The 20,103-nt window shown below is 69.7% G+C and carries 17 protein-coding genes and 1 tRNA gene; 7 read left to right on the top strand and 11 right to left on the bottom strand.

All coding sequences use genetic code 11. The features are described from left to right. The first annotated feature begins 135 nt into the window (after nucleotides 1-135). From cobW to AVMA1855_RS13560, 4 genes are all read left to right on the top strand, one after another. Entirely contained in the window at nucleotides 136-1,185 is a 1,050-nt protein-coding gene (cobW, locus tag AVMA1855_RS13575; protein ID WP_284405816.1) for a cobalamin biosynthesis protein CobW, read from the top strand. A 33-nt stretch (nucleotides 1,186-1,218) separates the two neighbouring features. Beyond that, nucleotides 1,219-5,058 (top strand): cobaltochelatase subunit CobN, encoded by a 3,840-nt coding sequence (gene cobN / locus AVMA1855_RS13570; protein WP_284426105.1) that lies wholly within the window; start codon nucleotides 1,219-1,221, stop codon nucleotides 5,056-5,058. Nucleotides 5,059-5,200: 142 nt separating this feature from the next. Further along, nucleotides 5,201-6,343: a magnesium chelatase ATPase subunit I gene (locus AVMA1855_RS13565; RefSeq protein ID WP_284426104.1), complete on the top strand. Its 1,143-nt coding sequence runs from the start codon at nucleotides 5,201-5,203 to the stop codon at nucleotides 6,341-6,343. A 110-nt stretch (nucleotides 6,344-6,453) separates the two neighbouring features. After that, complete coding sequence (locus tag AVMA1855_RS13560) at nucleotides 6,454-7,011, top strand: vWA domain-containing protein (RefSeq protein ID WP_284426103.1); 558 nt, start codon at nucleotides 6,454-6,456, stop codon at nucleotides 7,009-7,011. A 136-nt stretch (nucleotides 7,012-7,147) separates the two neighbouring features. Here the strand turns inward: AVMA1855_RS13560 and AVMA1855_RS13555 are convergent, their stop codons facing one another. From AVMA1855_RS13555 to AVMA1855_RS13545, 3 genes are all read right to left on the bottom strand, one after another. After that, a complete protein-coding gene (locus AVMA1855_RS13555; protein ID WP_349817110.1) occupies nucleotides 7,148-8,050 on the bottom strand; it encodes an ABC transporter substrate-binding protein in 903 nt (300 codons plus the stop codon). Nucleotides 8,051-8,191: 141 nt separating this feature from the next. After that, the gene (locus AVMA1855_RS13550; RefSeq protein WP_284426102.1) at nucleotides 8,192-8,668 is read right to left on the bottom strand and encodes a copper chaperone PCu(A)C; all 477 of its coding nucleotides are present in this window, start codon (nucleotides 8,666-8,668) and stop codon (nucleotides 8,192-8,194) included. Between the two features lie 137 nt (nucleotides 8,669-8,805). Further along, entirely contained in the window at nucleotides 8,806-9,165 is a 360-nt protein-coding gene (locus tag AVMA1855_RS13545) for a hypothetical protein (protein WP_284426101.1), read from the bottom strand. A gap of 246 nt (nucleotides 9,166-9,411) precedes the next feature. Between AVMA1855_RS13545 and AVMA1855_RS13540 the strand changes: the two genes are divergently transcribed. Continuing rightward, on the top strand, nucleotides 9,412-10,500 hold the full coding sequence (locus AVMA1855_RS13540) for an SDR family oxidoreductase (RefSeq protein ID WP_284426100.1): 1,089 nt from the start codon (nucleotides 9,412-9,414) through the stop codon (nucleotides 10,498-10,500). A 90-nt stretch (nucleotides 10,501-10,590) separates the two neighbouring features. On the opposite strand, the gene AVMA1855_RS13535 is transcribed toward AVMA1855_RS13540, so the two are convergent. From AVMA1855_RS13535 to AVMA1855_RS13505, 7 genes are all read right to left on the bottom strand, one after another. After that, entirely contained in the window at nucleotides 10,591-11,007 is a 417-nt protein-coding gene (locus AVMA1855_RS13535) for a pyridoxamine 5'-phosphate oxidase family protein (RefSeq protein ID WP_284426099.1), read from the bottom strand. A gap of 19 nt (nucleotides 11,008-11,026) precedes the next feature. Beyond that, a complete protein-coding gene (locus tag AVMA1855_RS13530) occupies nucleotides 11,027-11,242 on the bottom strand; it encodes a DUF3606 domain-containing protein (RefSeq protein WP_284426098.1) in 216 nt (71 codons plus the stop codon). A gap of 228 nt (nucleotides 11,243-11,470) precedes the next feature. Continuing rightward, nucleotides 11,471-11,546, bottom strand: a tRNA-Lys gene (locus AVMA1855_RS13525). 126 nt (nucleotides 11,547-11,672) lie between these two features. Beyond that, nucleotides 11,673-12,650 carry a GMP reductase gene (locus AVMA1855_RS13520; protein ID WP_284426097.1) on the bottom strand — a complete coding sequence of 326 codons (978 nt, stop codon included), beginning with the start codon at nucleotides 12,648-12,650 and terminating at the stop codon, nucleotides 11,673-11,675. 179 nt (nucleotides 12,651-12,829) lie between these two features. Beyond that, nucleotides 12,830-13,549: a hypothetical protein gene (locus AVMA1855_RS13515; RefSeq protein WP_284426096.1), complete on the bottom strand. Its 720-nt coding sequence runs from the start codon at nucleotides 13,547-13,549 to the stop codon at nucleotides 12,830-12,832. Nucleotides 13,550-13,675: 126 nt separating this feature from the next. Next, nucleotides 13,676-14,701, bottom strand: a complete 1,026-nt coding sequence (locus tag AVMA1855_RS13510) for a Bug family tripartite tricarboxylate transporter substrate binding protein (protein ID WP_284426095.1) — start codon at nucleotides 14,699-14,701, stop codon at nucleotides 13,676-13,678. Between the two features lie 60 nt (nucleotides 14,702-14,761). Further along, the gene (locus AVMA1855_RS13505; protein WP_284426094.1) at nucleotides 14,762-15,958 is read right to left on the bottom strand and encodes a M20 family metallopeptidase; all 1,197 of its coding nucleotides are present in this window, start codon (nucleotides 15,956-15,958) and stop codon (nucleotides 14,762-14,764) included. Between the two features lie 137 nt (nucleotides 15,959-16,095). Between AVMA1855_RS13505 and AVMA1855_RS13500 the strand changes: the two genes are divergently transcribed. Both AVMA1855_RS13500 and AVMA1855_RS13495 read left to right on the top strand, forming a co-directional pair. Further along, nucleotides 16,096-17,001 (top strand): MurR/RpiR family transcriptional regulator, encoded by a 906-nt coding sequence (locus AVMA1855_RS13500; RefSeq protein WP_284426093.1) that lies wholly within the window; start codon nucleotides 16,096-16,098, stop codon nucleotides 16,999-17,001. Nucleotides 17,002-17,055: 54 nt separating this feature from the next. Further along, the gene (locus tag AVMA1855_RS13495; RefSeq protein ID WP_284426092.1) at nucleotides 17,056-19,518 is read left to right on the top strand and encodes a UvrD-helicase domain-containing protein; all 2,463 of its coding nucleotides are present in this window, start codon (nucleotides 17,056-17,058) and stop codon (nucleotides 19,516-19,518) included. A 46-nt stretch (nucleotides 19,519-19,564) separates the two neighbouring features. Here the strand turns inward: AVMA1855_RS13495 and AVMA1855_RS13490 are convergent, their stop codons facing one another. Continuing rightward, nucleotides 19,565-20,095 carry a phage tail protein gene (locus tag AVMA1855_RS13490; protein ID WP_284426091.1) on the bottom strand — a complete coding sequence of 177 codons (531 nt, stop codon included), beginning with the start codon at nucleotides 20,093-20,095 and terminating at the stop codon, nucleotides 19,565-19,567. Between the last annotated feature and the right edge of the window lie 8 nt (nucleotides 20,096-20,103).

The following is a 20,103-nucleotide window of genomic DNA, read 5'->3' as shown; positions in this document are numbered from 1 at the left end:
GCACAGGGTCACGATTATGGTGCAGGCTCCACTTTGGGAGGTGTGCAGGCCGCGCCGCCTGTCCCGCGGGAGACGGCTCGGCGGGTTCCCGGATAATTCCGCAGTCACGCCGTCTGCGGCACCGAAAGAACCGATATGCAAACGTCCAAGATTCCCGCCACCATCGTCACCGGCTTCCTGGGCAGCGGCAAGACCACGCTGCTGCGCCACATCCTCGACAACGCCGACGGCCGCCGCATCGCGGTGATCGTCAACGAGTTCGGCGAACTCGGCATCGACGGCGAGATCCTCAAGGGCTGCGGCATCGGCTGCGACGACGCGGGCAACGAGCGCGAAGGCGCGCTCTACGAACTGGCCAACGGTTGCATGTGCTGCACGGTGCAGGAAGAGTTTTTCCCGGTGATGAAGCTGCTGGCCGAGCGGCGCGACCAGATCGATGCGGTGCTCATCGAGACCTCGGGCCTGGCCCTTCCCAAGCCGCTGGTGCAGGCCTTCCAGTGGCCGGAGATCGCCAACGTGTTCACTGTGGATGCGGTGGTGACGGTGGTGGACACGCCGGCCGCCGCCAGCGGCCAGTTCGCCGCCAACCCGCAGGCCGTGGACGCCCTGCGCCGCGCGGACCCCAACCTCGACCACGAATCGCCGCTGCATGAATTGTTCGAGGACCAGCTCTCCGCCGCGGACCTGGTCGTGCTCAACAAGACCGACCTGGTGGACGCCGATGCGTTGGCCCGCGTGCAGGCGCTGGTGCGCGAGGAGATCCCCTCGTCCGTGAAGGTGGTGCAGTCCGAGCAGGGCCGCCTGCCGCTGGATGTGCTGCTGGGCCTGTCCAAGGCGTCCGAGGCCTCCATCGACCAGCGCCAGAGCCACCATGACCACGAAGAAGACCACGACCACGACGAGTTCGACGCGCACGTGATCGATCTGCCGGCCGTGGACCGCGACCGCCTGTTGACCGCCTTGGCGGGCCTCGTGGAGCAGCACGCCATCCTGCGCGTGAAGGGCTTCGCCGCCATTCCGGGCAAGCCCATGCGCTGGCTGCTGCAGGGCGTGGGCCGGCGCCTGGATCACCACTTCGACCGCGCATGGCGCGAGGGCGAGGACCGCCGCACGCGGCTGGTGTTCATCGGCCAGGCGCTGGATGCCACCGCGCTGCGGGCCGGGCTCGACGGCGTGGCCGCCTGATGCGGGCGCGATAGTCCGGCCCGGCCCGCCCGCATGCACCTGCTGAGCACCCGCCCGGGCGGCTTCGTCGAGGACGAGACCGTCATCACCCGCCTGGACCAGAGCCCGGCGGACATCGTCGTGCTCAGTTCGGCCGACACCACGCTCTCGCTGCTTTCGGCCGCCTGTGCCGAACTGGCGCGCACGCAGCCGGGCTTTCCCTCGGTGCGGGTGGCCAACCTGCTGTACTTGCGCCAGCCCGCGTCGCTGGACCTGTACCTGGACGAGGTGCTGCGCCACGCGCGCGTGGTGATCGTGGACCACCTGGGTTCCGAATCGGCCTGGCCCTACGGCATCCAGCAGATCGGCGCGCTCGCGCGCCGGCAGGGGCAGCGACTGGCCATGTTCTCGGGCGACCTGCAGGAAGACCCGCACCTGGTGGAGCGCAGCACGCTGCCCCCTTCGGTGTGCCATGGGCTGTGGCAGTACCTGCGCGCCGGCGGCGCGGGCAATGCGATGCAGTTCCTGCGCGCGGTGGCCTTCCACGGGCTGGACCATGGCGATGCGCCGCTGCCGCCGCGCAGCCTGCCGCAGGCCGCCGTGCATGTGCCGCCGGCGCTGGGCGTGGCGCGTCCGGCGGGGCACACCGTGCCCGGCATCGACGATTTGCGCGCGGCCTGGGTGCCGGGCGCGCCGGTGGTGGCGCTGGTGTTCTACCGCTCGCACCTCATGGCGGGCAATACCGCTGCGTTCGACGCGCTGGCGCTGGCGCTGGCCGGCCAGGGGCTCAATCCCTTGCCGGTGGCGCTCGATTCGCTCAAGGACCCGCTGTGCCTGTCCACGCTGCAGGACCTGTGCCGCCAGCATGCGGTGCAGCTCGTGCTGAACACCACGGCCTTCGCGGCGCTGGAGGAAGGGGCCGCGCTCGCGGGCGATGCACCGGTGCTGCAGGTGATCGCCAGCGGCGGAAACCGCGAGGACTGGTGGGCGGACAGCCAGGGCCTGCGTCCGCGCGACATCGCCATGCAGGTGGTGCTGCCCGAGATGGACGGGCGCATCGTCACGCGCGCCATCAGCTTCAAGGGGCTGTCGCACCGCTGCGCCTTCACGCAGGCCGACGTGGTGGCCTACCAGCCCGAGCCCGACCGGGTGGCGTTCGTCGCTGCACTGGCCCAGCGCTGGTGCCGGCTGCGGAGCCTTCCCAACCCGGACAAACGGCTGGCGCTGGTGCTGGCCAACTACCCCGGCAGCGAGGGGCGCCTGGGCAGCGGCGTGGGCCTGGACACGCCCGCGTCGGTGATCGGCATCCTGCAGCGCCTGCGCGCCGAGGGTTACGCCCTGGGCGACGCCGCGGCCGTGCCGGCCGATGGCGACGCGCTCATGCGCGTGTTGCAGCAGGGTATTGCGAACGACCCCGCGCAGTGGCCGCTACGCCCCGCCTGGCAGAGCTACGCCATGGCGGACTATCGCGCGCGGCTGGACGCGTTGCCGGAGGGCATGGCGCAAGCCATCCACGACCGCTGGGGCCCGCCCGAGGCCGACCCGCTGCTGCGCCAGGGCCGCTTCATGATCGCGGGCCTGCGGCTGGGCAACGTGTTCATCGGCATCCAGCCGGCGCGCGCCAATGCGGCGGCGCCAGGGCAGGGCACTGCCGGTGCGCAGGACTACGCAAGCTACCACGATGCCGAGCTGGTGCCGCCGCACGGCTACCTGGCCTTTTACTTCTGGCTGCGCGACGTGTTCGCCATCGACGCGGTGGTGCACGTGGGCAAGCACGGCAACCTCGAATGGCTGCCGGGCAAGAGCCTGGCGCTGTCGCAGGCGTGCTGGCCTGATGCGATCCTGGGGCCGCTGCCCCACCTGTACCCTTTCATCGTGAACGACCCGGGCGAGGGCGCGCAGGCCAAGCGCCGCAGCCAGGCGGTCATCATCGACCACCTCATGCCACCGCTCACCCGCGCCGAAAACCACGGCCCGCTGCAGGACCTGGAGCGCCTGGTGGACGAGTACTACGACGCGTTGCTGGTGGATGCGCGCCGCGCCACGCTGCTGCGCCGGCAGATCCTGGATGCGGTGCGACGCCAGCACCTGCTCGAGGAGCTGGACCTGGCCGCACCGGCCGGCGGCGCGCCGGACGACGATGCCATCCTCGCGCGCATCGACGCCTACCTGTGCGAGCTGAAGGAAACGCAGATCCGCGATGGCCTGCATGTCTTCGGCGCCTCGCCGACGGGTCGCCAGCGGCGCGACACGCTGCTGGCGCTGGCCCGCTACCCAGCTGGCGACGGGCAGGGCGCTCAGGCGGGGCTGCTGCAGGCCCTGGCCGACGACCTGTTGCCCGGCGATCCCTTCGACCCGCTGCAGATCGAGGCGGCGCAGCCCTGGCAGGGCCCGCGGCCCCAAGCGTTGCAGGCAGTGGACGCCAGCCCCTGGCGGCACCACGGCGACACGCGCGAGCGGCTGGAGCTGCTCGCCCAGCAACTGCTGGAGGACGGCGCGCCGGCCGCAGCCTGGCCGCGCACGCAGGCCGTGTTAGCGCGGGTGCAGGGCACGCTGGCGCCCGCGCTGGACGCGTGCGGTGGCCAAGAGCTGGGCCAGCTGCTGCGCGGCCTGCGCGGGCTGTTCGTGCCGCCGGGCCCGAGCGGCTCGCCGTCGCGCGGCCGGCCCGACGTGCTGCCCACGGGGCGCAACTTCTACACCCTGGACACGCGCGCCATTCCCACCCGGACCGCCTGGGAGCTGGGCCAGCAGTCCGCCCAGCGCATCCTGGAGCGCTACCTGCAGGAGCACGGCGAGTACCCGCGCACGCTGGGCCTGTCGGTCTGGGGCACGGCCACCATGCGCACGGGCGGCGACGACATCGCCCAGGCCTTCGCGCTGATCGGCGTGCGGCCCCGCTGGGCGGCGGGCAGCCAGCGCGTGGTCGATTTCGAGGTGGTGCCGCGCGTGGGGCTGGGCCGCCCGCGCATCGACGTCACCCTGCGCATCTCCGGCTTTTTCCGCGATGCCTTCCCCGGCACGGTCCAGATGTTCGATGCGGCCGTGCAGGCCGTGGCGGCGCTGGAGGCCGAGGACGCCGAGGAAAACCCCATCCGCACCCGCATCCTCGAAGAATGCGCCGCGCTGCAGCAGCGGGGCGTGGACGCGGCCGCTGCACGCCGCCAGGCCGGCTGGCGCGTGTTCGGCGCACCGCCCGGCCATTACGGCTCGGGCCTGAACGGCCTGTTCCAGACCGGCGACTGGCAAGACGACGGCGATCTGGCCCGCGCCTACGTGGGCTGGAGCGCCCATGCCTACGGGCAGGACGCCGCGGGCGAGCCCGCGGGCGATGCGCTCGCGCGCCGGCTGCAGGGCCTGGACGTGGTGGCGCAGAACCAGGACAGCCGCGAACACGACCTGCTCGACTCCAGCGACTACTACCAGTTCCAGGGCGGCATGGCCGCCGCCGTGCGGCACCTGTCGGGGCGGCAGCCCGCCCTGTACCACGGCGACCACGCCAACCCGCAGGCGCCTCGCATCCGCACCCTGAAGGAAGAGATCGGCCGGGTCGTGCGTGCGCGCGTCACCAACCCCAAGTGGATCGACGGCGCCAAGCGCCACGGCTACAAGGGCGCCTTCGAAATGGCGGCCACGGTGGACTACCTGTTCGGCTTCGATGCCACCACGCGCCAGGTGAGCGACCACCACTACGCGCTGGTGGCCGATGCCTATGTGCTGGACGCAGGCACGCGCGACTTCGTGCGCACCCACAACCCCGCCGCCTTGCGCGACATGCTCGAGCGCCTGCTGGAGGCCATGCAGCGCGGCCTGTGGCAGGCGCCGGGCGACTACCGCCAGGCGCTGCAAGACCTGCTGCTGGAGCACGAGCAAGCGCAGGAGGGCGCCCGCGGATGACACCCCACGCACCCCGATCTGCACAACAGGCCGCAACACGGCCCGCAACACCGCCCGCAACACCGCCACTGGCAGCCGGACCGCATCGACCGCATGGCCAAGGCCGCGATCGGCGCTGACATCGCCTTCCCCACCCCTCAGCATGCAAGACGCCACTCCTTCACTGCCCGCGCTTTTCCCCTTCGCCGCCGTTGCCGGCCAGCCGCAACTGCGCCAGGCGCTGCTGCTCGCCGCCATCGATCCGCAACTGGGGGGCGTGCTGATCGAAGGCCCGCGCGGCACGGCCAAATCGACCGCCGCGCGTGCCCTGGCCGAGCTGATCGAAGGCGCGCCCTTCGTCACGCTGCCGCTGGGCGCCTCGCTGGAACACCTGGCCGGCACGCTGGACCTGGAACAGGCGATGGCCGGCAACGCGGTGCGCTTTGCGCCCGGCCTGCTGGCGCGCGCGCACGGCGGCGTGCTCTACGTGGACGAGATCAACCTGCTGCCCGATGCGCTGGTCGACGTGCTGCTGGACGCGGCCGCCAGCGGTGTCAACGTGGTGGAGCGCGACGGCATCTCGCACCGCCACGCGGCGCGCTTTGTGCTCGTGGGCACCATGAATCCGGAAGAGGGCCAGTTGCGCCCACAACTGCTGGACCGGCTGGGCCTTTGCGTGCGCTTGGCCAACGTAGTGGAGCCGGCCGAGCGCCAGGCCATCGTGCGCTCGCGCCTGGCGTTCGACATGGACCCGGAAGGCTTTCGCGCGCGCTTTGCCGACGCCCAGGCCGATCTGGCGCAGCGTCTGCGCGCGGCGCGCGAGCGCATCGCCCAGCCCGGCGCGCTGCCGTGGCCGGATGCGCTGCTGGCCGATGTCGGCGAGCGCTGCATCGCCGCCCGCGTGGACGGGCTGCGCGCGGACATCGTGATGCTGCGCGCCGCCCGCGCGTTGGCCGCGTGGGAGGGCGCCTCCGCCGTGGAGGCTCGCCATGTGGCGCCGGTCGCGGAACTGGTGCTCGCGCACCGCCGCCACGCGGATGCCGAGGCGCCGCCACCGCCCCTGCTGGCCCCGGGGCCGAGCGGGGAGAAGCCCCCGGGCACGCAGCGGGAGGGCCGCCCGAGCGAAAGCGCCACACCAGGGGATGGGAGCGAGGGAGATGGCCCTGCCGACAGCGGCGGCGCCCTTTCCACCGGGGCTGCGGACTGGGGCGCCTTGCCCCCCGAGCCCGTGGGCACCCAGGCCTTCAAACCCGTGCGGCCGCTGGTGCCGCGCGGCGGGCAGGACAGCGCACCAAAAAAAGCCTGAGCCCCCGCCCCGGGCGTGCTGCGGCGCGCCAGGGAGACCGGGGGCGGGGCGATCGAACGCCCGACCTGCGCGGCGGCGAGCCGGGGCCCTGGGACTGGCCGCGCACCTTCATGGCGCGGGGTGCGGCCGCCCAACTGCGGCGGGAGCACCTGCGGCACCAGCCCGCACAGGCCCGCACCGGGCGGCTGCATTGCTTCGTGCTGGACTGCTCGGCCTCCATGGTGGCGAGCGGTGCCCTGGCGCGTGCTAAGGGCGTGCTGCTGACGCTGATGGGCGAGGCCTACCGTCACCGCGACGACGTGGCGCTGCTGTGTTTCGGTGGCGGCGGCGTGCAGTTGCGCGTGCCGCCCCAGCGCGCACCCGCCTGGAGCGACGGCTGGGTATCGCCCATCGGCGGCGGGGGCGGCACGCCGCTGCACGGCGCAGTGGACCGGGCTGCCCAGGTGCTGCAGGGCGCGCGTGGCCGGCAAGGGTGGCTCTGGCTGCTCACCGACGCCCGCACGCGCGAGCAGCCGGGCCGGCCGGCGGTGGCGCGCGAGGCCTGCGTGGTGGACTTCGACGTGGCCCGCGTGCCCTTGCACCGGGCCGAGCGGCTGGCGCAGTTGTGGCAGGCGCGCTATTGGAGGGCGGATGGCGTGGAGGACCTTCCAGCCGCTATGGAAAGGTGAGCTGCCACCGCTGAATCAGCGGCGTTCTCAGTGCAAAAATGGCCTGGAGGACAATTGATACTAGGGCATATCGCTATATTTTTGATAGCGCTCTTGCCTGTCCGTGCCATCGCTGCCGCCATGGCAGCCACGGCCCTTACGGTGGCGTGGAGCGCCGGTCCACCGATGCCAGGCAATCCAGGATTTCCCGCGCCGCCTCGTCCAGGCGCGGACCTGGCCGCACCATCACGTCGAAGTGCGATTCGGCGATGCGGCAGAACCGACCGCGCTGCACCGCCTCCATGGTGCCCCAGCCGGGGCGCGCGGTGATCGGCGGCGTGCCCCGGCCTTCGTTGGTGATGAGCAGATCGGGCTCGGCCCGCACCGCGTATTCCGGGCCCAGCTTGGGAAACGCGCCCAGGCTGCCGGGCACCACATTGCGCAGTCCCAGGCGGGCCAGCGTTTCGCCGATGAACGAGGCCTCGCTCGCCGCTGCCGAGCCGCCGTGCAGTTCGAAGTACACGCGCCGGCCTTGCCATGCGGCCGGCACCCGGGCGCGGGCTTCGTCCAGCCGCACGTCGGTGCGGTGCCACAGCGCCTCGCCCGCCCCCGGCTTGCCGATGGCCTGTGCCACCGCCTCCATGTTGCGCCGCATGTCCGCATGCGTTTTGGCGTCCAGCGCCAGCACCTTGATGCCCAGGCCCTCCAGCCGCTCGACCACGCGGTTGCGTGGGCGCACCAGCACCAGATCGGGCCGCAGCGCGATGATGCGCTCCACGTGCGCGTCCGCCAGGCTGCCCACCTGCGGCAGCTGGCGCACCGACTCGGGCCAGTTGGAGTGCCGGTCCACGCCGACGAGGCGATCGCAGGCGCCCAGGGCGCAAAGCGTCTCGGTGAGCGAGGGCTGCAGCGACACGATGCGCGCTGCCGGCCGTGGCAGCTCCACGGTCTGCTGCCGGTCGTCGGCGATGCGGATGCCCGCGTGCGCGGCGCCCGCCATCCACCAGGCCAGCAGGCACCACCGCACAGCGGACGATCGAAAGGGTTGGGAAGGGCGCAAGGCGGTAGGCAAGGGGTGGGGCGGCATCGTGGGGGAGCGCGGTATTGTGCCGGTCCGAGGCCCTGGCCCGCGCCTTGGCCGAGCGGGCGCGGCCCAAAAAGGCATGGCGTACTGCGCGCTCGCGCCATGCCGCTCGCCAGATCAGTGCTTGTGGTCGCCGTGGGCCGCCGGTGTCTGGCTGGCGCTCACCGCGCGCGCCTGGGCCTTCACCTCCAGGGACTCGCGCTTGCCGTCCTGGCCTTCAAAGACCAGCGTGAGCGGCACCGTGTCGCCTTCCTTCACGGGCTTGGTCAGGTCCATCAGCATGACGTGGTAGCCGCCGGGCTTGAGGTCCACGGCCTTGCCCGCGGGCAGGTCGATCGCGGGCACCTCGCGCATCTTCATCACGTCGCCTTCCATCTTCATCTCGTGGATTTCCGCCAGCGGCGCGGCGGGCGAGCTGACCGATACCAGGCGCGTGCTCTTCGCGGCATTGAGCCGCATGAAGGCGCCGGTGGCCTTCTGGTTCGGCACCGAGGCGCGCACCCAGGCGTCCTGCACGGTGACTTGGGCATGGGCGGCCGTGGCCGTCAGAAGGGCCATGGCGATGGCGAAAGCGGAAAAGGGGGTCTTGGGCATGAAAGCTCCTTGAATGCGGAAAACGGATCAACGGCCTGCGCGGGGCTGCGCAGAAAGCCAATGCCCGCAGCGGTCCGTCAACGGGGGGCGGGGGCAAGGCGACGGGCCGGTCAGCACGGTGGGGGCCGGCCCGGTGTTCATGCCGCCAGCGGCGGTGCCCGAGGGGGAAAGGGCGCACCGGCCAGCGTGGCCGGCGGAGCGCGGTAGAGCGGCGCGGGAAGGTGCGTCGGCAGCGCCTGGGCATGCGCGCCCGCCTGGATCGAGGGCGGCGGCAGGACCGTAGGCAGGCACAGCGGACACTCCAGGCCATGCTGCGCAGGCACGGCGGCATCTTCGCCCGCGCCGGCCACCATCCACCGCGGCTCGCCACCCGCCGAGCAAACCCATTCGATGCGCTGCGGATGCACCAGCGGCGCGGCCACCGCCACGCCGAGCGACGCCACGAACCACGCCAGGATCAGGCGGGCGAGGAAGCGGACGTGGCGCAGGGAGGGCATGTGCGCTGCATTATCGCCGCGTGCTTTATTGGGCCTGAAACGCGCTGGGTCCAGGGGGTGGTGCGTCCCCGAAGCGGGCACCCCGTCGATCGCAAGGCCGTCCCCGAGGGACCGCTTGCATTCGGACGGCGCGTTTTCCGACGCGACCGCCTGCGCTGCGCACGCAGCCTTGGGCGTCTTCGTCGGCCGGCCCACCCTTCAGCGGGCGCGCCGTGCCACGGTCCGCCATTCCCTCAGGAGCCTTTCATGCCCACCTCTCCCTCCTCCAAAGCCAAGACCCGCAACGGCACACCCGGTGCCACCAAAGCCCGGGGCAACGCCCGCACGGCGGAGAGCCCGGACACCGAAGCGGTCGCACGCAAGCAGGTGCGAATCCAGCGCGAGCAGGACGCGAAGGACCAGGCCAAACCCTCTCGACCTGCCGCCCCAGCCAAGAAGGGCGCTGCGGCCAAGACCGCCGCCCCCGGCGCCGGCCGTGCAGCCCCTGTGCCGCCCATGCCGCAGCAGCACCTGGAGAAGCCGGGGCGTGAGGCCGACATGGAGCTGGCGCCGCAGTTCGAGGCGCCCCAATACCGGGGCAGCGGCAAGCTCGAAGGTTTCTCCGCCATCGTCACGGGCGGCGATTCCGGCATCGGCCGGGCGGTGGCCGTCCTCTTCGCCCGCGAAGGCGCCGACGTGGCCATCGTCTATCTCAACGAACACGAAGATGCCGAGGTCACGCGCCAGCATGTCGAGCAGGAGGGGCGCCGCTGCATCCTGATCCCCGGCGATGTGAAGAGCGCAGCGTTCTGCCAGCGTGCCGTGCGCAAGACGGTGTCGGCGTTCGGCAAGCTGGACGTGCTGGTCAACAACGCGGCCTTCCAGGAGCATGCCGAATCCCTGGCGGACCTGACCGAAGAGCGCTTCGACGAAACCTTCAAGACCAACGTCTATGGTTACTTCCACATGGCCCAGGCGGCGCTGCCGCACCTCCAGCGCGGCGCCGCGATCATCAATACCGGCTCGGTGACCGGGCTGCGCGGCAGCAAGGAACTGCTGGACTACTCCGCCACCAAAGGCGCGATCCATGCGTTCACCAAAGCGCTGGCCAGTAACCTGGCCGAGCAAGGCATCCGCGTCAACGCCGTGGCGCCCGGCCCCGTGTGGACACCGCTGAATCCGGCGGACCGCAGCGAAGAGGGCATCGCAGAATTCGGCAGCAAGACCCAGCTGGGCCGGCCCGCGCAGCCGGAAGAGATTTCGCCGGCTTACGTGTTTCTCGCCTCGCCCGTGTGCTCCAGCTACATCACCGGCATCGTGCTGCCAATCACCGGCACGGCGGGCGACGGAGGCTGATGCCCTCCCGGACCCGCACGGTGATGGGCTGATGCACGCGCCCTGCGGGTGCAGAACCGCCCGGTTGCGCCAGGTGGCGGCGCAATGGCATCAGACGGTGATGTCGCCGCCGTCTTCGCCATCCCAGTAGTGGATGCGGGAGGCTTTCACCCGGATCATGACGAGCCCCTGGGTGTCGATGCCGTCCTTGAACCAGTGGTCCAGGTCGGGCGTCCAGTGCTCGGCGAAGGCGGCGCGGTCACGCACCAGCTCGGCGTTCCCCTGCACGGCCACCAGGAATGCCTTGGCCCCCTGGAAGGCGAGCGATACCTGTGGCGCGCGTTCGATGTCGGCCACCATGCGGGATTGCTCCCAGGTGAAATAGCACGACGTGCCGTCGTAATCGACTTCGCGGTTGTTGCTCATCGGCCGGCCGGCAATGGTGCCGCCGTCGCTGTGGGTGGACAGCATGGCGATGTCGATGTCGCGCATCTTCTCGGCCAGGTCGGCCAGGGTCTTTTGGGTCATGGAGGGCGATCTGCGGGGTTCAGCGATCAGCGCCGAGCTGTTCGACGCGGTCATCGTTGGTGATGCTGCGTGAACCCTTGAGGTGCATCTCCACATCGGCCGCCTTGTCGCCGACGGCTTCCACGGCCTCTTTCAGTTGCAGCTCGCTCACTGCGAGCTTGTCGGCCCATTGGGTGACGAGGGCGGCGTCGTTGACGTCGATGCGATCGGGTTGCACACCTGCGGCTTGGTTCATGTCGGTCTCCTGAAAAAAAGAAGGGGGAAGACATGAACCTAAGGCGCTCGCCGGGACGCTGGCTGTAGGCAGAACGCGCCCACTGCCGGAGGGATTGCCCGACAGGACGCCGTGGCGCGCATGGAATGCAGAGGTGCTGGGTGCTTTCCACGAAGCGGCGGCGGAAATGCAAAAAGCCGGCACTATGTTTGATAGCGTCGGCTTTTTTTGCCTTGCGGCTTGTATAAGTGGTGGGTCCTGAGTGACTCGAACACTCGACCTACGGATTAAGAGTCCGCTGCTCTACCAACTGAGCTAAGAACCCACTTTTTGAAAAGTTGTCTGCATTGCTGCAGAGCCTCGAATTATGCACCAAGATTTGAGGCGTCTGCAAGTCCCGCAGAAAAAATTGCCGTCATCACGTGCTGATCGCCGGCCGTCCGGCGGTCTTTCACATGAGCAGATGCTCGCCTGCGTTGTCGCCGCCCAGGATCACGTAGTTCACCTTGCGGATGTCCATGAGCTTGCGGCCGCCGGAGTAGCTGATGGAGCTTTGCACGTCCTGCTCCATCTCCACCAGCGTGCTGGCCAGCGTGCCCTTGATGGGCTCGAGGATGCGCTTGCCCTCCACGTGCTTGTACTCGCCCTTGTTGAAGTCGCTGGCCGAGCCGTAGTATTCCTTGAACAGCGCGCCGTCCACTTCCACCGTCTGGCCCGGGGACTCTTCATGGCCTGCGAACAGCGAGCCGATCATGACCATGGTCGCGCCGAAGCGGATGCTCTTGGCGATGTCGCCATGGTCGCGGATGCCGCCGTCCGCGATGATGGGCCGGGTGGCCACGCGCGCGCACCATTTGAGCGCCGACAGCTGCCAGCCCCCGGTGCCGAAGCCGGTCTTGAGCTTGGTGATGCACACCTTGCCCGGGCCGATGCCCACCTTGGTCGCATCGGCACCCCAGTTTTCCAGGTCGATGATGGCCTCGGGCGTGCCGACGTTGCCGGCGATGACGAACGCGCCGGGCAGCTTGTCCTTGAGGTAGCCGATCATGTTCTTGACCGTGTCGGCGTGGCCGTGGGCGATGTCGATGGTGACGTACTCGGGCACGAGGCCGGCGGCGGCCAGTTGGTCCACGGTGTCGTAGTCGGGCTGCTTCACGCCCAGCGAGATGGAGGCGAAGCACCCCGCCGCTTGCATGTCGCGCACGAATTGCACGTTGTCCAGATCGAAGCGGTGCATGACGTAGAAGTAGCCGTTTTGCGCCATCCAGCAGCAGATTTTCTCGTCCACCACCGTTTTCATGTTGGCCGGCACCACGGGCAGGCGGAAGCTGCGCTGGCCCAGCGTCACGCTGGCATCGCACTCGGAGCGGCTTTCCACGCGGCATTTGCGCGGCAGCAGCAGGACGTTGTCGTAGTCGAAGATTTCCATCAGATTTCCAAGCTCCATTGAAGGACGCGGCGGAAGGATTTCCGCCACGGTGGGCGCTTGGCTTGCTGACCGGCTCTGCGGGTGCCGCCGCAATGGACGGCACCGGACCCTGCTGTGCGCAGGCACAAAAAAACCGGGCGTCAAGAAACTTGGGCCCGGTGACTGATTCTACCCGCCGCTCAAGACCCTGCTGCGCAGCGGGACTGCGCCGCGGCCACGATGCGGCCCTGCGCATCCTGCAGCCAGCCGGCGACGAACAGGCGCTCGGCATCGGTGCCTTCCGGGGTTCGCATGGAGCGGTTGTCGATCCAGGCAGATTGCTCCTTTTTCGATAGCGGTATGCCGGCGTTCCAATTGCCCTGGAGGGCATTTCGAACCACATACCGTTCGACCGGCGTCCCTGCGGTGCCCGCGGGCACCCGCTCCACCAGCACCAGCGTGTACGCGTAGCGGCCCGCCGGCAGCAGATTGCGGGGCGCGGGCTGGAAGGCGATGCCGGTGCCGAGGTAGTCGTTCATCGCCAGGCCGTTGGCCACGAGCAGCCGGCCGGGCAGGGGCTGCACCTCGGCGGTGTGGGTGTCTGAAAATGACGGCACGCTGCGGCCGAGGTCCTGCAGTCGCTGCAGGGCATCGCGCGTGGCGGCGGCGGACAGGGGGGCCTCGTCCGCCAGTCCACCGGGCACGATCCAGTCGAGCACCAGTGCACTGGCGCCGGGCGCGTGCGCAGGCGGCTCGGCCCAGCACGATTCGCAGTCGGCGTTGATGAAGCGTTCGTACAGCGCCACGGGCTGCGCCACGCCGTCGCTGGAACAGGACGCCTGGGCCTGGGCCAGCAGCGGGGCGCCGCCGAAGGTGGCCAGCAAGGCCAGGGCGGTCAGGGAGTGAAGGGGTGGGCGCATGGGCAGCGGAGCAGCGGCAGTGGTGTTGCGCGCCATGTTCCCACAGATGCGCACGGCTTGGGAGCCGCCCGTGCATGTGGGGCCCCGGCCCCGAACCGGGGTGGGGCGGGAGGCCGGGTGTGCGGCCTACTCGGGCTTGACGTTGGCGCGGCGCACCACGTCGCCGTAGGCCACCAGGCGCTCGGCCATCATCTTCTCGAAGCCGGCCGGTGCCATGTCTTCCGGCGCGATCACGCCGCGGCCGCGCAGGTTTTCCAGCATGGAGGGTTCCGTGGCTGCCGTGCGGATGGCCTTGTGCAGCGTGGCCACGATGGCAGGCGGCGTGTTGGCGGGCGCGGCGATGCCGGTCCACGACGTCTGGTTGAGCGGGGCCTGGCCCAGTTCGGCGAAGGTGGGCACGTCGGGCAGCTGCGGCAGGCGCTGGGGCGACGCCACGGCCAGCGCGCGCAGCTTGCCGGCCTGGATGTGCGGCAGGAAGATGACCAGGTTGTCGAGCGTGAACTGAACCTCGTTGGCCAGCACGGCAGTGATGAGCGGAGAGCCGCCACGGTAGGGTACGTGCACGGCCTGCGTGCCGATGGCCAGCTGCATCATTTCGACATTGAGCTGTCCCATGCTGCCGGCGCCGGCGCTGCAGAAGTTGAGCTGGCCCGGGCGCTGCTTGGCGTAGGCCACGAACTCGGCGAAGGTCTTCATCGGCAGGCTGGGGTGCACGACGAGCACGTTGGGCTGGCGGCCCAGGATGGCGATGTTGTCGAAGTCCTTGATGGGGTCGTAGCCCAGGTTGGGTTGCACGAGCGGATTGGCCAGATGGCTGCTTTGCGACGAGACCACGAGCGTGTAGCCGTCGGCCTTGGAGCGGGCCACGAACTGCGCGCCGATCGATCCGCCCGCGCCGGGCTTGTTGTCGATGACCATGGGCACGCCCAGGATGCGGCCGAGCGGCTCGGCGTATTGCCGCGCCATCACGTCCACCGAGCCGCCGGGCGGGAAGGGCACGACGAGCGTGATCGGGCGCGCGGGGTAGGTCTCTGCCGCGCGGCTGGTCACGGCGGGCAGGCCGGCCAGGCCCAGCCCGAGGCTGGAGGCCAGGATCTGGCGGCGGGTCAGGTGGCAGGCGTCAGGCGAGGAAGGGGCGGTGCGAACAGGCATGGCAGGGGCAATGGCAAATGAAAAGACAAAGGTGAAAACAGGGCGCGGCCTGGCCCGCCGTCAGCCCAGCGCGAGCAGGGTGAGGGCCAGCGCCTGGGCCCGTGGCACGAAGGTGGTCAGGTCGCAGAACTCGCGCTCGCTGTGGGCGTATCCGCCCACCGGGCCCAGCGCGCACAGCGAGGGAATGCCCATCGACGAGGTGATGCCGCTGTCGGCGGCCCCGCCGGTGAATTCGCCCTCGACCGCAAAGCCGACCTGCGCCGCGCTGCGCTGGTAGGCGGCCAGCAGGTCGGCCGGGGTTTTGGCCATGGGCAGCGTGCCCGTCTGCTCCACGATGCGGCCACTGGTGCGGGGCAGCGATTTTTCTTCGATCACCGCGCGGATGCGGGCCAGCACGGCTTCGAGGTCGTTCTCGGCCGTGTAGCGCAGGTCCAGATGGGCCCGCGCCAGCGGCGCGACGACGTTGGAGGCCATGCCGCCCTGGATGAAGCCGACGTTGAGCGTCACGCCCGGCTCGCAGCCGTTGAGCGCGTGCAGCGCCACCGTCTTGCGCGCCAGGGCCTCGATGGCGCTGGCCCCTTGCGCGGGGTTGATGCCCGCATGCGCGGCCACGCCTTGCACCTCGAAATCGATGCGGTACGAGCCCTTGCGCTCGACCACCACGTTGCCCGTGATGCGGCCGGGCTCGGCGTTGAGCACGGCGCGCGCGCCCTGGGAGATTTCGCGGATCACCGTGCGGCAGGCGGGCGAGCCCACTTCTTCGTCGCACGAGAAGAACAGGTGCACGGGCGAGGCGTTGCCGCCGAACCGGGCCAGCGCCTCGGCCACGAAGACGTTCATGACCAGGCCGGATTTCATGTCCGCCACGCCGGGCCCGAAGGCCTTGCCGGCTTCCACCCGCCAGGGGCGCTCGGCGGCCGTGCCCAGGGGGAACACCGTGTCCATGTGGCCCATGAGCTGCAGGTGGCCTGCGGCCGCTGGATCGCTGCCCGGAATGCGGGCCAGCAGGCATTCGCCCCAGCCCGGCTGCGGCAGGGTCTGCACGGCGATGCCAGCCGCTTCCAGCCGCCCGCGCAGCAGGGCCGCGACCTGCTGCACGCCTGCCACATGGCCGCTGCCGCTGTCGGTGTCCACCACCTGCCGCAGCAGATCGAACATGGCACTTTCCTGCGAGGCCAGCCAGGCCAGCAGGGGTTGCGCAGCCGGCGGCAGGGCCTGGCCGGTGGCAGGGGAGTCGGCTTCGATGGTGGTGGTCATGGGCATCGCGAGTGAAATGAATATTTCAATAATCATATATTCATGAAACAGTCATTGCAATGTGCTCGCGGTGCTTCGCCAGGCGGGGCTGCGCTGGATTACGCTCACCCATCCCCGTCGATTTCTCCACCCCTGCCATGCTCCTGACCGAACGGCTCGTCCTCCACGCCCCCACCCTGACGGCCAGCGAACGTGCGCTGGCGGACGACCTGCAGCGCCACTATCCCGACGGATTGCTCGACTCGGCCAGCGCCATGGCCGCGCGCGCGGGCACCAGCGCCTCCACCGTGGTGCGGCTGTTCGCCAAGCTGGGCTATGCCAGCCTGGCCGAGGTGCGCCGCGAAGCCCGCAGCGAGGTGACCGTGCTGCTGCAGACGCCCGCCCAGCGCACGCGCGCCACCATCGGCAGCGACCGCACCCTGGCCGAGTGCGTGGACGATGCGCTGCTGCACGACCAGCACAACCTCACGGCCACCCGGCAGGGGCTGGATATGGGCGTGTTCGGGGCGGTGGTGCAGGCCATCAGCGGCTGCCAGGGGCGCGTCTTCGTGATGGCCGAGAAAAACAGCGTGCCGGTGTCCTCCTACCTCACCACCCACCTGAACATGTGCCGGCCGCAGGTGCTGGAACTGGGCGCTGGCGCGCCCTTCGCGGTGGACCGGCTGCTGTGGACCGAGCCGCAGGACGTGCTGCTGGTGTTCACCATCCGCCGCTATTCCAACGGCGCGCTGCTGGCCGCGCAGCATTTCCGGCAGCAGGGGTGCACCGTGGTGGCGATCACCGACAGCGCGGCGGCGCCCATCGTGGCCTGCGCTAACCACAGCCTGCTGGTGGGCACGGCCAACGCGTCCCCGTTCGACTCCTACACCGCCGCGTTCTTCCTGTGCAACGCGCTGGTGTCCGCCGTGGCGCAGCAGCGGCATGGCGAGGTGGCGCAGACCCTGCAGCGCCGCGACGCGCTGTGGAAGGACTTCGAGGCCGACGCGGTGGACGGCCTGCGCCGCATGCCCCCGCTGCCGGCCCGCCCGCGCAGTGGGGGGTAGCGCCGAGCAGCCCCACGGCGGAGGGCGGCCGGTGGAGGTTCCTACAATGGCGCCATGCTCCCACACGACCTGTTTTCCGGCGCGCCAGCGCCTTTCGGTGCTGGCGACGCCGGCCCCGCGCCCCAGTCCGATGCCGCCTCGCCCTTGCTGCAGAACCTGAACGACGAGCAACTGGCCGCGGTCACGCTGCCGGCCGGGCATGCCCTGATCCTTGCGGGCGCGGGCTCGGGCAAGACCCGGGTGCTCACCACCCGCATCGCCTGGCTGCTGCAGAACGGCTACGCCACGCCCGGCGGCATCCTGGCCGTCACCTTCACCAACAAGGCCGCCAAGGAGATGGTCCTGCGCCTGTCGGCCATGCTGCCGGTGAACGTGCGCGGCATGTGGATCGGCACCTTCCACGGGCTGTGCAACCGCTTGCTGCGGGCGCACTACAAGCTGGCCGGCCTGCCGCAGGCCTTCCAGATCCTGGACACGCAGGACCAGCTTTCGGCCGTCAAGCGGCTGTGCAAGCAGTTCAACATCGACGAGGAGCGCTTTCCCCCGAAGCAGGTGCAGTACTTCATCAGCGGCTGCAAGGAAGAGGGCCTGCGCCCGGGCGACGTGGACGCACGCGATGCCGATGCCCGCAAGAAGGTCGAGCTGTACCAGCTGTACGAAGAGCAGTGCCAGCGCGAGGGCGTGGTCGATTTCGGCGAACTGATGCTGCGCAGCTATGAACTGTTGCGCGACAACGATCCGGTGCGCGAGCATTACCAGCGGCGCTTCCAGCACATCCTGGTGGACGAATTCCAGGACACCAACAAGCTGCAGTACGCCTGGCTCAAGCAGCTTGCGGGCGACGTGGCGGACGGCCAGTTCCAGCCGCGCGGCAGCGTGATCGCCGTGGGCGACGACGACCAGAGCATCTATGCCTTTCGCGGCGCGCGCGTGGGCAACATGGCCGACTTCGTGCGCGAGTTCGATGTGCAGCGCCAGATCAAGCTGGAGCAGAACTATCGCAGCTTCAGCAACATCCTCGATTCGGCCAACGCGCTCATCAGCCACAACAGCAAGCGCCTGGGCAAGAACCTGCGCACCACGCAGGGCCCCGGCGAGCCGGTGCGCGTGTTCGAGGCCACCACCGATCTGGCCGAGGCGCAGTGGATGGTGGAGGAGATCCGCCAGCTCGTGCGCAGCGACGGCTTCGAGCGCAAGGAAGTCGCCGTGCTCTACCGCAGCAATGCGCAGAGCCGGGTGATCGAGTCGGCCCTGTTCAATGCCGCCGTGCCCTACCGGGTGTACGGCGGACTGCGGTTCTTCGAGCGGGCCGAAATCAAGCACGCGCTGGCCTACCTGCGCGTGCTGGAGAACCCGCACGACGACACCAGCTTTCTGCGCGTCGTCAATTTCCCGCCGCGCGGCATCGGCGCGCGCACGGTCGAGGTATTGCAGGACGCGGCGCGCAGCGCGGGCTGCTCGCTGCACGATGCCGTCACCGCGGTGCCGGGCAAGGCCGGCGCCAACCTGGGCAGCTTCGTCGCCCTGGTCGACGTGCTGCGCGAGCAGACGCAGGGCATGACCCTGCGCGGCATCATCGAGCAGATGCTGGAGTCCAGCGGCCTGCTGGAGCACTTTCGCACTGAAAAGGAAGGCGCCGACCGCATCGAAAACCTGCAGGAACTGGTGAACGCGGCCGAGAGCTTCGTCACCCAGGAAGGCTTCGGGCGCGATGCCATCGCGCTGCCGGTGGACGAGCACGGCACGCCGCTCACGCAAAGCCCGGCGAGCCAGGGCCTGGACCCGGCGCTGCCCACCACCGACGAGCCGCTGGCCGGCGGCGTGGCGGGCATCGTGGACACCGATACCGGCGAGACGCTCTCGCCCCTGGCCGCCTTCCTGACCCATGCGGCGCTGGAGGCGGGCGACAACCAGGCGCAAGCCGGCCAGGACGCTGTGCAGTTGATGACCGTGCACGCCTCCAAGGGCCTGGAGTTCGACGCCGTGTTCATCGGCGGCATGGAAGAGGGCCTCTTCCCCCACGAGAACGCCATGAGCGACCGCGAGGGGCTGGAGGAAGAGCGGCGCCTGATGTACGTCGCCATCACCCGCGCGCGAAAGCGCCTGTACCTGAGCCATTCGCAGACCCGGCTGCTGCATGGCCAGACGCGCTACAACATCAAGAGCCGGTTCTTCGACGAACTGCCCGAAGCCGCGTTGAAATGGATCACGCCCAAGCAGCAGGGGTTTGGCACGTTTGCTCCTAATTCAGGAGCCGGCGGTGCATATGGATCTAACGCGAGAGGCGGATTTGGATCCAGGTCGGAATCGTTCGCCAGCCCGCCGGTCCCGGTGCAGAAGGCCGCTCCGTCGCACGGGCTGCGCGTGGGGCTGGGCGTGTTCCACACCAAGTTCGGCGAGGGCAAGGTGCTGGCGCTGGAGGGCACCGGCGACGATGCGCGCGCGCAGGTGAACTTTCCCCGGCATGGCACCAAATGGCTGGCGCTGTCGGTGGCCAAGCTGACCGTGGTGGATTGATTGCGCACCATGGGGCGGGCCAGCATGCGCCGCCCCGTGGCGTGCCTCAATTTCGCGCCGGAAAGGTCCCTACGAGCGCGATGATGAAGTTGAGGGAGAGATAAGGCTGCATGTTGTCGTGCGGGACGCTGTTTCCGGCCAGCCCCGTCGCGACGCCGGCCAGGTTGCCTTCGGGGGCCTGGTTGGTGTATTGGTTGTCGCGCCGGTCGGAAGCGGCCAGGTAGCGGCCGTTGGGCGCTGCCGAGTTGCCCGCGCCGCTGTTCACCGACACGGACGTGGTGTGGTTGTGCATCGGCATGTTGTTGATGTTGAGCGTGACGATCTCCTGTCCAGCCATCTGCCCCAGCGCGTAACTGCCTCCGCCGGGCAACATTCCCATGCCCAGTGGTACGCGGCCGCGCAGATCGGGCAGCGCGAAGGTGGTCTGGCCATTGCCTCCGTAGGTGGTGCCCAGCAACGAGAACAGGGCGGCATTACCGGAAATCGCCATCAATTGGCCCCAGCAAAAAGCCCAGTTTCGGGGCGCGTAGTTGCCTGCGAACACAGAGATTTCACCGATGAATGGGTCTGCAGCCATGATGTTCT

The organism is Acidovorax sp. SUPP1855 (genome assembly GCF_030158955.1).
In the GTDB taxonomy this organism is placed as follows: Bacteria; Pseudomonadota; Gammaproteobacteria; order Burkholderiales; family Burkholderiaceae_C; genus Paracidovorax.
This window is presented reverse-complemented; position numbering and strand designations above follow the sequence as displayed.